The following is a 12,453-nucleotide window of genomic DNA, read 5'->3' as shown; positions in this document are numbered from 1 at the left end:
GAATCTGGAGTAATGCATGTCCGCAGTCACTGAAACAACATCTCATTCATCCGCGAATTTGTCGCTTTTTCGCATTACGCTCGCCGTCTTTTTGACCTATATGACCGTCGGTTTGCCGCTGCCGGTGATCCCGCTGTTTGTCCATCAGGAGCTGGGATTGGGTAACACCATGGTCGGCGTAGCGGTGGGGATCCAGTTCCTCGCCACCGTTCTTACCCGCGGCTACGCCGGGCGCCTGGCAGACCAGTACGGCGCCAAACGCTCAGTCCTGCAAGGGATGCTGGCCTGCGCCCTGGCCGGCGCGGCCTGGCTGGCCGCTGCGCTGCTGCCGCTGCCGGTGTTCGCGAAGCTGGGCCTGTTGCTGCTGGGCCGCCTGATCCTCGGGTTTGGCGAAAGCCAGCTGCTGACCGGCAACCTGAGCTGGGGGATGGGGCTGGTGGGGCCGGCCCGCTCAGGCAAAGTGATGTCATGGAACGGCATGGCGATGTACGGCTCGCTGGCGGTGGGCGCCCCGCTGGGATTGTTAATTTACAGCCACTTTGGCGTGGCGGTCCTGGCCTGCGTCACCATGGGACTACCGCTTGTCGCCTTACTCATCAACGGCACGGTGCGCAAAGTGGCGGCGCACGGCGGCGAGCGGCCTTCACTGTGGAGCGTCATCGGCATGATCTGGCGGCCGGGTATTGGCCTGGGCCTGCAGGGCGTCGGCTTTGCGGCGATCGGCACCTTCGTCTCTCTCTATTTTGCCAGTCAGAACTGGCCGATGGCCGGATTTACCCTGACGGCGTTTGGCGGCGCCTTTGTGCTGATGCGGGTGCTGTTTGGCTGGATGCCGGATCGGTTTGGCGGCGTTAAAGTGGCGATGGTCTCGCTGCTGATAGAGGCGGTCGGTCTGACGCTGCTGGGGCTGGCGCCCGGCGTCTGGGTGGCGCTGGCCGGCGCGGCGCTGACCGGATGCGGCTGTTCGCTTATATTCCCGTCGCTTGGCGTAGAGGTGGTGAAGCGCGTCCCGGCGCAGGTGCGCGGCACTGCGCTCGGCGGCTATGCGGCCTTTCAGGATATCTCTTATGGCCTGACCGGGCCGCTGACCGGTCTGCTGGCCACTTCGCTGGGCTACTCGTCGGTTTTCCTTGCCGGCGCCCTCTGCGCGGCGCTGGGGATCCTCGTCACCCTCATCTCATTTCGCCGCTAGGTTGTTGTCAGACCAGAAACCGCCGTAGTAAACACTGCGGCGTTTGGCATCAAAGTGTGCCGTGAACGCCGCCAGTGCCTGCTGGGCTACAGCAGGAGCCACAGCACCAGGAGCAGGACAACCGCGCCCAGCGCCAGCTGCCAAGGCTTAGCGGCCCATGTCCGCCGGGTCGCGGGCTCCTCCTGCGGGATCGCCAGCGTCTCCTGGGCGCGGGCTACCCGCAGCACAAACACCTTATTCAGCAGCGCCAGGATCTGCGCCGGGCTCAGCGTGGTCTGCGGCGTGACCTGCCAGTTGCGACGGGCAAAGTCGACAATCTTCTGCCACTCCGCGGCCTCCAGCGGCTGCTTGAGCGCCCCCTGCAGCGAGGTAAGCGTGGGCGCGCTTTGCGCGCTGAGCGTCTGCCGCGCCTGCAGCCAGTACGAAAGCGGCGTGAAGTGCGTCGCCGGGATCAGCTCCCCGGACTTGACGCCGCAAAGTTCCAGCATGGACTGCCAAATCAGTTTGCTTGGTTCGCCGGTGGCGGCCGCCAGCTTAGTCACCAGCTGATTGAGCGTGTTGTGCTCGGCCGGCAGCAGTGGACGAAGGGTCGGCGGGCGCTGCTGCGGCTGCGGGATCGACAGCTGACCACGCTGCAGCAGATGCAGAATGTTCTCCAGTTGCGACTGGCTGAGGGCATGCAGCGCCGTTTGCCCATAATGCTGACGAATATAATCGCTCACCGCCTGGCGGTTATTGCCCTGGCCGAGCAGATCGCTGAGCTGCGCCAGGGTCTGGCGATGATGATGATTGTCCTGCGCGGCGGCCAGGCGCTGGTTGAGACTGGCCTCGGCGGCGCTGAAATGGCGGGCCAGCAGGGGCGTGTCGCCTTTCAGTCCGAGGTCATGTTTGACGCAGGCCCACACTTCCGCATTCTGCTGCGAGGTCAGCGCCACCAGGCGCGTGATCAGTCGCTCCAGGACGGTGCGTTGCTGCATGGAAAGCGAAGGTTCGCCGGTGGCGGCAGTGCCTGATGGGCCTCGCCCTGGAGGACGGTCTGGCATATCTGCAAGGGGGTGCGTCATGATTCATCCTTTCGATATCGCGGTGCTGGAACCAGGTGATGAGTATGCCTGGCGGCCAGATTATGGCACACTTCCCCGGTTAACTCTCGTTCTCAGACAGGTACTGAACTGTGAAAATCCTCGTTGATGAAAATATGCCCTATGCCCGTGAGCTTTTTAGCCGTTTAGGCGACGTGCAGGCGATCCCGGGCCGCCCGGTCCCGGCCGATGCCCTGACCGATGCGGATGCCTTAATGGTGCGCTCGGTCACCCGGGTCAATGAAGCATTGCTTGCCGGCAAGGCCATCAGGTTCGTCGGCACCGCGACCGCAGGCACCGATCATGTCGATCAGGCGTGGCTGCAGCAGGCGGGGATTGGTTTCTCCGCGGCGCCAGGCTGCAACGCCATTGCGGTGGTGGAGTATGTCTTTTCATCGCTGCTGATGCTGGCCGAACGTGACGGCTTCGCACTGCGCGATCGCACCGTCGGGATTGTCGGCGTCGGTAACGTCGGCGGGCGGCTGCAAAAGCGTCTGGAGGCGCTGGGCATCAAAACTCTGCTCTGCGATCCGCCGCGCGCTGACCGCGGCGACGAAGGCGACTTCCGCTCCCTTGACGATCTGGTCCAGCAGGCCGATGTCCTCACCTTCCATACCCCGCTGTATAAAGAAGGACAATATAAAACGTTGCATCTGGCGGATGAGGCGCTGATTAGCCGCCTGAAGCCCGGAACGATTTTGATCAACGCCTGCCGCGGGCCGGTGGTGGATAACGCCGCGTTGCTGAAACGCCTGGAAGCCGGTCAGTCCCTGAGCGTGGTGCTGGACGTTTGGGAGCCGGAGCCGGATCTCAACATAGCGCTTCTCAAGCGGGTGGATATCGGCACGGCGCATATCGCCGGCTACACCCTTGAAGGGAAGGCGCGCGGGACGACGCAGGTATTCGAAGCCTATAGCGCCTTTATCGGTCATCCGCAGCAGGTGGCGCTGGATACCCTGCTGCCGGCCCCGGAGTTTGGCCGCATCACCCTGCATGGCCCGCTCGATCAGCCGACGCTGAAAAGACTGGTTCATTTGGTGTATGATGTGCGCCGCGATGATGCGCCGCTGCGGAAGGTGGCGGGCGTCGCCGGTGAATTCGACAAGCTGCGTAAAAATTATCAGGAACGTCGCGAATGGTCTTCGCTGTACGTGCAGTGCAGCGATGAGCAGGCGGCGACGCTGTTGCGCCAGCTCGGTTTTAACGCCGTGCATCATCCTGTTCGTTAATGTCTTCTTAATGCCCCTGCCGGATACTCCGGCAGGGCCGCTTTTTTTCTGGAGTAAACCACCATGTCTGAAGGCTGGAATATTGCCGTACTGGGCGCAACGGGCGCCGTAGGCGAAGCCCTGCTCGAAACTCTCGCTGAACGCCAGTTCCCGGTGGGGGAGATTTTTGCTCTGGCGCGCAATGAAAGCGCGGGCGAACATCTGCGTTTTGGTGGCAAGTCGGTGATCGTCAAGGACGCCGCCGAGTTTGACTGGACCCAGGCCCAGCTGGCTTTCTTTGCCGCAGGCGTCGAAGCCAGCGCAGCGTATGTCGAAGATGCGACAAACGCCGGATGTCTGGTTATCGATCTCAGCGGCCTGTTTGCGTTGGAGCCGGACGTACCGCTGGTGGTGCCGGACGTGAACCCGTTCGTGTTAGGCGATTACCGCAACCGCAATCTGATTGCGGTGCCCAATAGTCTGACCAGCCAACTGCTGACGGCGCTGAAGCCGCTTATCGATCAGGGTGGACTGTCGCGCATTAGCGTCACTAACCTGCTCTCCGCCTCAGGGCAGGGGAAAAAAGCGGTGGATGCGCTGGCAGGGCAGAGCGCCAAGCTGCTGAACGGCATCCCCATCGATGAAGACGATTTCTTTGGCCGCCAGCTGGCCTTCAACATGCTGCCGCTGCTGCCGGATCGTGAAGGTAGCGTGCGCGAAGAGCGCCGTATCGTCGATGAAGCGCGCAAAATTCTTCAGGATGACGGGCTGATGATCTCCGCCAGCGTCGTCCAGTCGCCGGTCTTCTACGGCCATGCGCAGATGGTGAACTTTGAAGCGATGCGTCCGCTGGCGGCGGAAGAGGCGCGTGACGCCTTTACCCGCGGCGAGGAGATCGAACTTTCTGAAGAGGGCGAATTCCCCACTCAGGTTGGCGACGCCTCCGGCAACGCCCGTCTCTCCATCGGCTGCGTGCATAATGATTACGGTATGCCGGAGCAAGTCCAGTTCTGGTCGGTGGCGGATAACGTCCGCTTCGGCGGCGCGCTGATGGCGGTGAAGATCGCCGAGAAGCTGATTGAGGAGTACCTGTACTGATGTCTGAGATGGAGCAACAGCCGGTCTGTAAAATCGCGCTGGGCATCGAGTACGACGGTAGCAAATATTACGGCTGGCAGCGGCAAAACGAAGTACGCAGCGTGCAGGAGAAGCTGGAAAAGGCGCTCTCGCAGGTGGCGAACGAACCCATTACCGTCTTTTGCGCCGGCCGCACCGACGCCGGTGTCCATGGCACCGGCCAGGTGGTGCATTTCGAAACCCGGGCGCAGCGTAAAGATGCCGCCTGGACGCTGGGGGTAAATGCGAATTTACCTGGTGACATCGCGGTGCGTTGGGTCAAACATGTCCCGGCGGATTTTCACGCCCGGTTCAGCGCCACGGCGCGCCGCTATCGTTACGTCATCTATAATCATCGCCTGCGTCCGGCGGTATTAAGTCAGGGCGTCACGCATTTTCACCAGCCGCTCGACGCCGCGCGCATGCAGCGTGCCGCACAGTGTCTGCTGGGGGAGAATGACTTTACCTCGTTTCGCGCGGTGCAGTGCCAGTCGCGTACCCCGTGGCGCAACGTGATGCACATTAACGTTACCCGCTACGGCGCTTATGTGGTGGTGGATATCAAAGCGAATGCCTTTGTACATCATATGGTCAGGAATATTGTGGGCAGCCTGATGGAAATCGGGGCCGGAAACCAGCCGGAGAGCTGGATGGCAGAACTGCTGGCAGCAAAAGACAGGACGCTCGCTGCGGCAACGGCAAAAGCGGAAGGGTTGTATCTGGTGTCGGTGGATTACCCGGCCCATTATGATTTACCGGTGCTGCCAATGGGCCCGCTGTTTCTGGCGGACTAATAGGGTCATTAAGGGTAAAGACAAACATGGACTTGATTCACTTTTTAATTGATTTCATCCTGCATATTGATGTGCACCTGGCCGAACTGGCCGCCCAGTATGGCGTCTGGGTTTATGCCATTCTGTTTTTGATTCTGTTCTGCGAAACCGGGCTGGTGGTAACGCCGTTCCTGCCGGGGGATTCCCTGCTGTTCGTCGCGGGCGCGCTCTCGGCCCTGCCCACCAACGATCTGAATGTCCACCTGATGGTATTGCTGATGGTCATCGCGGCTATCGTCGGCGATGCGGTCAACTACACCATTGGCCGGCTGTTCGGCGAAAAGCTGTTCAGCAACCCGAACTCGAAGGTTTTCCGTCGCAGCTATCTGGATAAAACCCATAGCTTCTACGAACGTCACGGCGGAAAAACCATTATCCTGGCGCGCTTTGTGCCGATAGTCCGAACCTTCGCGCCGTTTGTGGCGGGAATGGGGCATATGTCCTATCGTCATTTTGCGGCCTATAACGTCGTCGGGGCGCTGCTGTGGGTGCTGCTGTTCACCTACGCCGGCTATCTGTTTGGCGATCTGCCGGTGGTGCAGGAGAACCTGAAGCTGCTGATCGTGGCGATCATCGTGCTTTCCGTCCTGCCGGGCGTGATTGAGATTATTCGCCATAAGCGGGCGGCGGCGAAGCAGGCGAAGTAGTTTAGCCTGCGTTGCGCGTGACGGTGCACGAGCGTCACGCGCAGCGGTTTGACCACTTTTTTATCCCATGTTCCGGGATGATATGATTTAATGTGCAACATTCATGGTCTGTAAGAGGCAAAAATGGCATTATGCGCCCCTTACGACAAAACTGGCATCGACCAGGTTCAGGCAGAAAGGTTATCAATGAGCTGGATTGAACGAATTAAAAGCAACATCACTCCCACCCGCAAGGCGAGCATTCCTGAGGGTGTATGGACCAAGTGCGACAGCTGCGGTCAGGTACTCTACCGCGCCGAGCTGGAGCGCAACCTGGAGGTTTGTCCTAAGTGCGATCACCATATGCGCATGTCGGCGCGTAATCGCCTGCATAGCCTGTTGGATGAAGGTTCCCTGGTGGAACTGGGTAGCGAACTTGAGCCAAAAGATGTGCTGAAGTTCCGCGATTCAAAAAAATACAAAGACCGCCTGGCGTCCGCTCAAAAAGAGACGGGCGAAAAAGACGCGCTGGTGGTGATGAAAGGTACGCTCTACGCGATGCCGGTGGTGGCCGCGGCCTTTGAATTCTCCTTTATGGGGGGATCGATGGGTTCCGTCGTTGGCGCACGCTTTGTGCGCGCGGTGGAGCAGGCGCTGGAAGATAACTGCCCGCTGATCTGCTTCTCCGCCTCCGGTGGCGCCCGTATGCAGGAAGCGCTGATGTCGCTGATGCAGATGGCGAAAACCTCCGCGGCGCTGGCAAAAATGCAGGAGCGCGGATTACCGTACATCTCTGTGCTGACCGACCCGACCATGGGCGGCGTATCGGCGAGCTTTGCGATGCTGGGCGACCTGAACATTGCCGAGCCGAAAGCGCTGATCGGCTTTGCCGGTCCTCGCGTCATTGAGCAGACCGTACGTGAGAAGCTGCCGCCGGGATTCCAGCGCAGTGAGTTCCTGATTGAAAAAGGGGCGATCGATATGATCGTTCGCCGTCCGGAAATGCGTCTCAAGCTGGCCAGCATTCTGGCGAAGCTGATGAACCTGCCGGCGCCGGTTGCCGCTTCGGAAACGCCTCATGAAGGCGTGGTGGTGCCGCCGGCACCGGATCAGGAACCCGAGGCCTGATAAAGCAGAGGGCAGGGCCTGGCGGCGCTGCCCTTTTTTATTCAAACGCGTTAACCGTCAATTCTTGCGGGCATCATGGAAAAAGATCCTATTCCTCAGGCCACGTCGCCCCTGGCTACGTGGCTTTCTTATCTGGAACATCTGCACAGTAAAACCATCGACCTGGGGCTGGCGCGCGTCAGCGAGGTCGCGCGGCAGATGGATATCGTCAAACCGGCGCCGTTCGTCTTTACGGTCGCGGGCACCAATGGCAAAGGCACCACCTGCCGCACGCTGGAAACGGTCCTGATGGCGGCCGGCTATAAAGTGGGGGTCTACAGCTCTCCGCATCTGGTGCGCTACACCGAACGCGTGCGCATTCAGGGAGCGGAACTGCCGGAGGCAGCGCATACGGCCTCGTTTGCGGAGATTGAAGCGGCGCGGGGCAACATCTCGCTGACCTATTTTGAGTACGGCACGCTCTCTGCGCTATGGTTGTTTAAGCAGGCGCAGCTGGACGTGGTGATCCTGGAGGTGGGCCTCGGCGGCCGTCTCGACGCCACCAATATCGTGGATGCCGACGTCGCCGTGGTCACCAGCATCGCCCTCGATCATACCGACTGGCTGGGACCGGATCGCGACAGTATCGGCCGGGAGAAAGCCGGTATCTTCCGTGCCGGTAAACCGGCGGTGGTAGGGGAGCCGGATATGCCGCACACCATTGCTGAAGTGGCGCGCGAGAAGGGCGCGCTGCTCCAGCGCCGCGGCGTCGACTGGCGCTATGAGGTGGAAGGCGAGACATGGTCCTTCCGCGACGCGGGCGGGGCGTTAAGCCGCCTGCCTCTGCCTCAGGTGCCGTTGCCGAATGCCGCCACGGCCGTGGCGGCGCTGCGCGCCAGCGGCCTTGCCGTCGATGACGCTATCCTGCGCGCGGGGATCCGCGACGCGATGCTGCCGGGACGCTTTCAGATAATCAGTGACGCCCCGCGGGTGATCCTCGATGTGGCGCATAACCCGCACGCGGCGGCTTATCTCGCCGGGCGTCTCAAAACGTTAGCGAAAACGGGACGCGTGCTGGCGGTTATTGGTATGCTGCATGATAAGGACATCGCCGGTACGCTGGCCAATCTGACGCCGGAAGTTGACGTCTGGTACTGCGCGCCGCTGGAGGGTCCGCGCGGGGCGACGGCGGAGCAGCTGGTGGAACATTTGCGTGGCGGCACAGTCTATAGCAGCGTGGCGCAGGCATGGCGCGCGGCCATGGCTGACGCTCAAGCGGAAGATACAGTGCTGGTGTGTGGTTCATTTCACACGGTAGCGCAGGTAATGGAAGAGATTGACGCGGGGAGAATCGGTGGCGAGTAAGTTTCAGAACCGTTTAGTCGGGACAATCGTGCTGGTGGCGCTGGGGGTGATTATCCTGCCAGGGCTGCTGGACGGGCAGAAAAAGCATTATCAGGATGAGTTTGCCGCGATCCCGCTGGTGCCGAAACCCGGCGATCGCGATGAACCGGATATGCTGCCGGCGGCGACTCAGGCGCTGCCTTCGCAGCCGCCGGAAGGGGCGGCGGAGGAGGTGCGGGCTGGCGATGCCGCTGCGCCATCGTTAGATCCGTCGCGTATCCCGGTGAACAGCAACAGCTTCGATGACGTTCAGGAGCCGGTGGTTGCCGCGAAACCGCAGCCTAAACCCCAGCCGAAGCCGCAGCCGAAGCCGCAACAGCAGGCTGCGACGCCTACCCCTCCGCCGGCTAAGCCTCAGCAGCAGCAACCACCGCAGCAGCAGGCGGCCCTGCCGGCGCCGACCGGCAAGGCCTATGTGGTCCAGCTGGGCGCGTTGAAGAACGCCGATAAGGTGAACGAGATCGTCGGTAAGCTACGGGCATCGGGCTTCAAAGTCTATACGTCGCCTTCGACGCCGGTACAGGGTAAAATTACCCGTATCCTCGTCGGCCCGGATGCGTCAAAAGACAAGCTGAAGGGCCAGTTGGGCGATCTGCAACAGATCTCCGGGCTCAGCGGGGTGGTGATGGGCTTCACCCCGAACTGATGGTTTTTTTCCGCCATGCGGAGAGAACGCGGCGGGGCTAAACGCCCCGCAAACCCTGTCTCAGCCGCCCTGAAGAGGCGAAAGGCAGTCTGGCGTTGAATGTTTTTTCAGCGCCATTTTTATTTCTGTAGGGCAAGGAAATCCCTACGCAAACGTTTTCTTTTTCTGTTAGAATGCGCCCCGAACTGGACGACAGGGCGTAAAATCGTGGGACGTATATGGTCTGGATTGATTACGCCATTATGGCGGTGCTGGGTCTTTCTTGCCTGGTCAGCCTGATCCGCGGCTTCGTTCGCGAAGCTTTATCGTTAGTCACGTGGGGTTGCGCGTTTTATGTCGCCAGCCACTACTACGCTGACCTGTCTGTCTGGTTTACGGGCTTTGAGGATGAACGGGTTCGAAATGGGATTGCTATTGCGGCGCTGTTTATCGTGACGCTCATCGTTGGCGCTATTGTGAACTATGTGATAGGCCAGCTGGTGGAGAAGACCGGTTTGTCAGGTACCGACAGGGTATTGGGGATCTGCTTCGGCGCGCTACGTGGGGTGCTGATCATCGCCGCTATCCTGTTCTTCCTTGACACCTTTACCGGGATGGCGAAGAGCGATGACTGGCAGCAGTCGCAGTTTATTCCCTATTTTACCCCCGTCATCAGATGGTTTTTTGAATACCTGCAAAGCTCGTCAAGTTTCTTGCCTAAAGTATAGACTTTGGGTCGTTGCTGAACGAGGAAAAGACGTATGTGCGGTATTGTCGGTATCGCCGGTGTTATGCCGGTTAACCAGTCGATTTATGATGCGCTAACGGTGCTCCAGCACCGTGGACAGGATGCCGCTGGCATCATCACCATTGATGCCAACAACTGCTTCCGGTTGCGTAAGGCTAACGGGCTGGTAAGCGACGTATTCGAAGCCCGCCATATGCAGCGTATGCAGGGCAATATGGGGATTGGCCACGTGCGTTACCCCACGGCGGGCAGCTCCAGCGCCTCCGAAGCGCAGCCGTTTTACGTCAACTCGCCGTATGGCATCACGTTGGCGCATAACGGCAACCTGACCAACGCCCATGAGCTGCGTAAAAAGCTGTTTGAAGAAAAACGCCGCCATATCAATACCACCTCAGATTCCGAAATCCTCCTCAATATTTTCGCCAGTGAGCTGGATAACTTCCGTCACTACCCACTGGAAGCGGACAACATCTTTGCCGCGATTGCGGCGACCAACCGCCTGATCCGTGGCGCGTACGCTTGCGTGGCGATGATCATCGGTCATGGCATGGTGGCCTTCCGCGACCCGAACGGCATTCGTCCGCTGGTGCTGGGCAAACGTGACGTAGGCGATGGCCGCACCGAGTATATGGTGGCCTCGGAAAGCGTGGCGCTTGACACCCTTGGCTTTGAATTCCTGCGCGATGTGGCGCCGGGCGAAGCGGTTTATATTACCGAGAAGGGCCAGCTGTTTACCCGCCAGTGCGCCGATAACCCGGTCAGCAACCCGTGCCTGTTCGAGTATGTCTATTTTGCCCGTCCGGACTCGTTTATCGACAAAATTTCCGTCTACAGCGCCCGCGTCAATATGGGGACTAAGCTGGGCGAAAAGATTGCCCGCGAGTGGGAAGATCTGGATATTGACGTCGTTATCCCGATCCCGGAGACCTCCTGCGATATCGCGCTGGAGATCGCCCGCATCCTTGACAAGCCTTATCGTCAGGGCTTCGTGAAGAACCGCTACGTCGGCCGCACATTTATCATGCCGGGTCAGCAGCTGCGTCGTAAGTCTGTGCGCCGCAAGCTCAACGCCAACCGTGCGGAGTTCCGCGATAAGAACGTGCTGCTGGTGGACGATTCCATCGTCCGCGGCACCACCTCGGAGCAGATCATCGAGATGGCGCGCGAAGCAGGGGCGAAAAAAGTGTATCTGGCCTCAGCCGCGCCGGAAATTCGTTTCCCGAACGTGTACGGTATCGATATGCCGACCGCCAACGAACTTATCGCCCATGGCCGCGAAGTGGATGAGATCCGCCAGATCATCGGCGCCGATGGCCTGATTTTCCAGGATCTCAACGATCTGATCGAAGCGGTGCGCGCGGAAAATCCGGATATTCAGCAGTTTGAATGCTCAGTGTTCAACGGCGTATACGTCACCCGGGATGTCGACCAGCAGTACCTCGACTACCTCGATTCCCTGCGTAACGATGATGCCAAAGCGGTCCAGCTGCAGAACGAAGTCGAAAACCTCGAGATGCACAACGAGGGTTAAGCCGTTCGCGCGTCGCGGGCCCGCCGTTTCTGATGGACGGCGGGCCTTTTTTTCGCCCGGCAACCGTGCGTCAATGGTTGCGCCAACGGCTATAATCCGGCAAAGTCTGCGGCACGACGCGCAAGGGGTAACTGAACGTGAAACGACTGATTATTGGCATTTCCGGCGCCAGCGGCGCCATCTATGGCGTGCGGATGCTGCAGGTGCTACGGGATGTGCCGGATATTGAAACCCATTTGATCCTCAGCCAGGCGGCGCGCCAGACGCTGGCGATGGAGACCGACTTTACCGTGCGTGAAGTACAGGCGCTGGCTGATGTGGTGCATGATGCCCGCGACATCGCCGCCAGCATCTCCTCCGGCTCGTTTAAAACCGCCGGGATGGTGATTTTACCCTGCTCAATGAAAACGCTCTCGGGTATTGTCCATAGCTACACGGATGGTCTGCTGACGCGGGCGGCGGATGTGGTGCTGAAGGAGCGTCGTCCGCTTGTGCTCTGCGTGCGGGAGACCCCGTTCCATCTTGGCCATCTGCGCCTGCTGGTGCAGGCCGCGGAGCTGGGGGCGGTGATTATGCCGCCGGTGCCGGCCTTCTACCATCGGCCGCAAAGCCTGGATGATGTTATCAACCAGACCGTCAACCGGGTGCTCGATCAGTTCGACATTAGCCTGGAACAAGAGTTGTTTACTCGCTGGCAAGGGGCACAGGATTGCACCAAATAGGTGCGTGAAATGTACGCTTGCGCTGCGGTGGTGCAAATTTGTCGCCCCGATCAAATCCTCGACATTTATTTCGTCTTTTTGCGCTCAGGCGCTGCGGTTTCGCCAGTAATGCTGGTATCTTCCCTTTTAAGACAATCTTGCAACTTTATTTTAACAAATTTAACCCTGTTCCCGGCACGCACCGGGAAGATGGCACAAAAACTGCAGGATTGCTCGGCAATCACCATAACAAGCAACGCACCACATCACGACACTTAAG

The 12,453-nt window shown here is 59.8% G+C and carries 13 protein-coding genes; 11 read left to right on the top strand and 2 right to left on the bottom strand.

The features are described 5' to 3' along the window. The first annotated feature begins 16 nt into the window (after window positions 1-16). A complete protein-coding gene (locus ABLU95_RS07105) occupies window positions 17-1,192 on the top strand; it encodes an MFS transporter (protein WP_048297943.1) in 1,176 nt (391 codons plus the stop codon). Between the two features lie 86 nt (window positions 1,193-1,278). Here the strand turns inward: ABLU95_RS07105 and flk are convergent, their stop codons facing one another. Further along, entirely contained in the window at window positions 1,279-2,256 is a 978-nt protein-coding gene (gene flk, locus ABLU95_RS07100) for a flagella biosynthesis regulator Flk (protein WP_048336253.1), read from the bottom strand. 110 nt (window positions 2,257-2,366) lie between these two features. On the opposite strand from flk, the gene pdxB reads away from it, so the two are divergent. The 10 genes from pdxB to ABLU95_RS07050 all read left to right on the top strand — a co-directional run bounded on the left by pdxB (window position 2,367) and on the right by ABLU95_RS07050 (window position 12,194). Further along, entirely contained in the window at window positions 2,367-3,503 is a 1,137-nt protein-coding gene (gene pdxB / locus ABLU95_RS07095; RefSeq protein WP_032453607.1) for a 4-phosphoerythronate dehydrogenase PdxB, read from the top strand. 63 nt (window positions 3,504-3,566) lie between these two features. Next, window positions 3,567-4,580: an aspartate-semialdehyde dehydrogenase gene (locus tag ABLU95_RS07090; RefSeq protein WP_023290529.1), complete on the top strand. Its 1,014-nt coding sequence runs from the start codon at window positions 3,567-3,569 to the stop codon at window positions 4,578-4,580. After that, entirely contained in the window at window positions 4,580-5,392 is an 813-nt protein-coding gene (gene truA, locus ABLU95_RS07085; RefSeq protein WP_032453605.1) for a tRNA pseudouridine(38-40) synthase TruA, read from the top strand. Before ABLU95_RS07090 ends, truA begins: the two co-directional genes overlap by 1 nt. A gap of 26 nt (window positions 5,393-5,418) precedes the next feature. Continuing rightward, window positions 5,419-6,078, top strand: a complete 660-nt coding sequence (locus ABLU95_RS07080) for a DedA family protein (RefSeq protein WP_348879114.1) — start codon at window positions 5,419-5,421, stop codon at window positions 6,076-6,078. A 186-nt stretch (window positions 6,079-6,264) separates the two neighbouring features. Next, window positions 6,265-7,185 carry an acetyl-CoA carboxylase, carboxyltransferase subunit beta gene (accD, locus tag ABLU95_RS07075; protein ID WP_004201773.1) on the top strand — a complete coding sequence of 307 codons (921 nt, stop codon included), beginning with the start codon at window positions 6,265-6,267 and terminating at the stop codon, window positions 7,183-7,185. A gap of 75 nt (window positions 7,186-7,260) precedes the next feature. Further along, window positions 7,261-8,529, top strand: coding sequence for a bifunctional tetrahydrofolate synthase/dihydrofolate synthase (gene folC / locus ABLU95_RS07070; protein WP_262962593.1), 1,269 nt, complete (start codon window positions 7,261-7,263; stop codon window positions 8,527-8,529). Beyond that, window positions 8,519-9,214, top strand: coding sequence for a cell division protein DedD (gene dedD / locus ABLU95_RS07065; protein ID WP_023290524.1), 696 nt, complete (start codon window positions 8,519-8,521; stop codon window positions 9,212-9,214). The genes folC and dedD overlap by 11 nt, the downstream gene beginning before the upstream one ends. A gap of 218 nt (window positions 9,215-9,432) precedes the next feature. Then, the gene (gene cvpA / locus ABLU95_RS07060) at window positions 9,433-9,921 is read left to right on the top strand and encodes a colicin V production protein (protein WP_023290523.1); all 489 of its coding nucleotides are present in this window, start codon (window positions 9,433-9,435) and stop codon (window positions 9,919-9,921) included. Between the two features lie 33 nt (window positions 9,922-9,954). After that, the gene (purF, locus tag ABLU95_RS07055) at window positions 9,955-11,472 is read left to right on the top strand and encodes an amidophosphoribosyltransferase (RefSeq protein WP_004180758.1); all 1,518 of its coding nucleotides are present in this window, start codon (window positions 9,955-9,957) and stop codon (window positions 11,470-11,472) included. 137 nt (window positions 11,473-11,609) lie between these two features. Then, window positions 11,610-12,194 (top strand): UbiX family flavin prenyltransferase, encoded by a 585-nt coding sequence (locus ABLU95_RS07050; RefSeq protein WP_080901560.1) that lies wholly within the window; start codon window positions 11,610-11,612, stop codon window positions 12,192-12,194. A gap of 65 nt (window positions 12,195-12,259) precedes the next feature. Here ABLU95_RS07050 and ABLU95_RS07045 read toward each other — a convergent pair whose 3' ends face one another. Then, window positions 12,260-12,421: a hypothetical protein gene (locus tag ABLU95_RS07045; protein WP_032424512.1), complete on the bottom strand. Its 162-nt coding sequence runs from the start codon at window positions 12,419-12,421 to the stop codon at window positions 12,260-12,262. Window positions 12,422-12,453 lie beyond the last annotated feature (32 nt).

The organism is Klebsiella sp. GG_Kp146 (genome assembly GCF_040061975.1).
Classification (GTDB): domain Bacteria; phylum Pseudomonadota; class Gammaproteobacteria; order Enterobacterales; family Enterobacteriaceae; genus Klebsiella; species Klebsiella quasipneumoniae.
Note: the sequence above shows the minus strand (reverse complement) of the source record. Positions and strands in the feature narration are given on the sequence as shown.

Coding starts and splice junctions, on each gene's coding strand:
- ABLU95_RS07105 (WP_048297943.1), top strand. CDS start 17: ATGTCCGCAGTCACTGAAACAACATCTCATTCATCCGCGAATTTGTCG.
- flk (WP_048336253.1), bottom strand. CDS start 2,256: ATGACGCACCCCCTTGCAGATATGCCAGACCGTCCTCCAGGGCGAGGC.
- ABLU95_RS07090 (WP_023290529.1), top strand. CDS start 3,567: ATGTCTGAAGGCTGGAATATTGCCGTACTGGGCGCAACGGGCGCCGTA.
- truA (WP_032453605.1), top strand. CDS start 4,580: ATGTCTGAGATGGAGCAACAGCCGGTCTGTAAAATCGCGCTGGGCATC.
- ABLU95_RS07080 (WP_348879114.1), top strand. CDS start 5,419: ATGGACTTGATTCACTTTTTAATTGATTTCATCCTGCATATTGATGTG.
- accD (WP_004201773.1), top strand. CDS start 6,265: ATGAGCTGGATTGAACGAATTAAAAGCAACATCACTCCCACCCGCAAG.
- folC (WP_262962593.1), top strand. CDS start 7,261: ATGGAAAAAGATCCTATTCCTCAGGCCACGTCGCCCCTGGCTACGTGG.
- cvpA (WP_023290523.1), top strand. CDS start 9,433: ATGGTCTGGATTGATTACGCCATTATGGCGGTGCTGGGTCTTTCTTGC.
- purF (WP_004180758.1), top strand. CDS start 9,955: ATGTGCGGTATTGTCGGTATCGCCGGTGTTATGCCGGTTAACCAGTCG.
- ABLU95_RS07045 (WP_032424512.1), bottom strand. CDS start 12,421: ATGGTGATTGCCGAGCAATCCTGCAGTTTTTGTGCCATCTTCCCGGTG.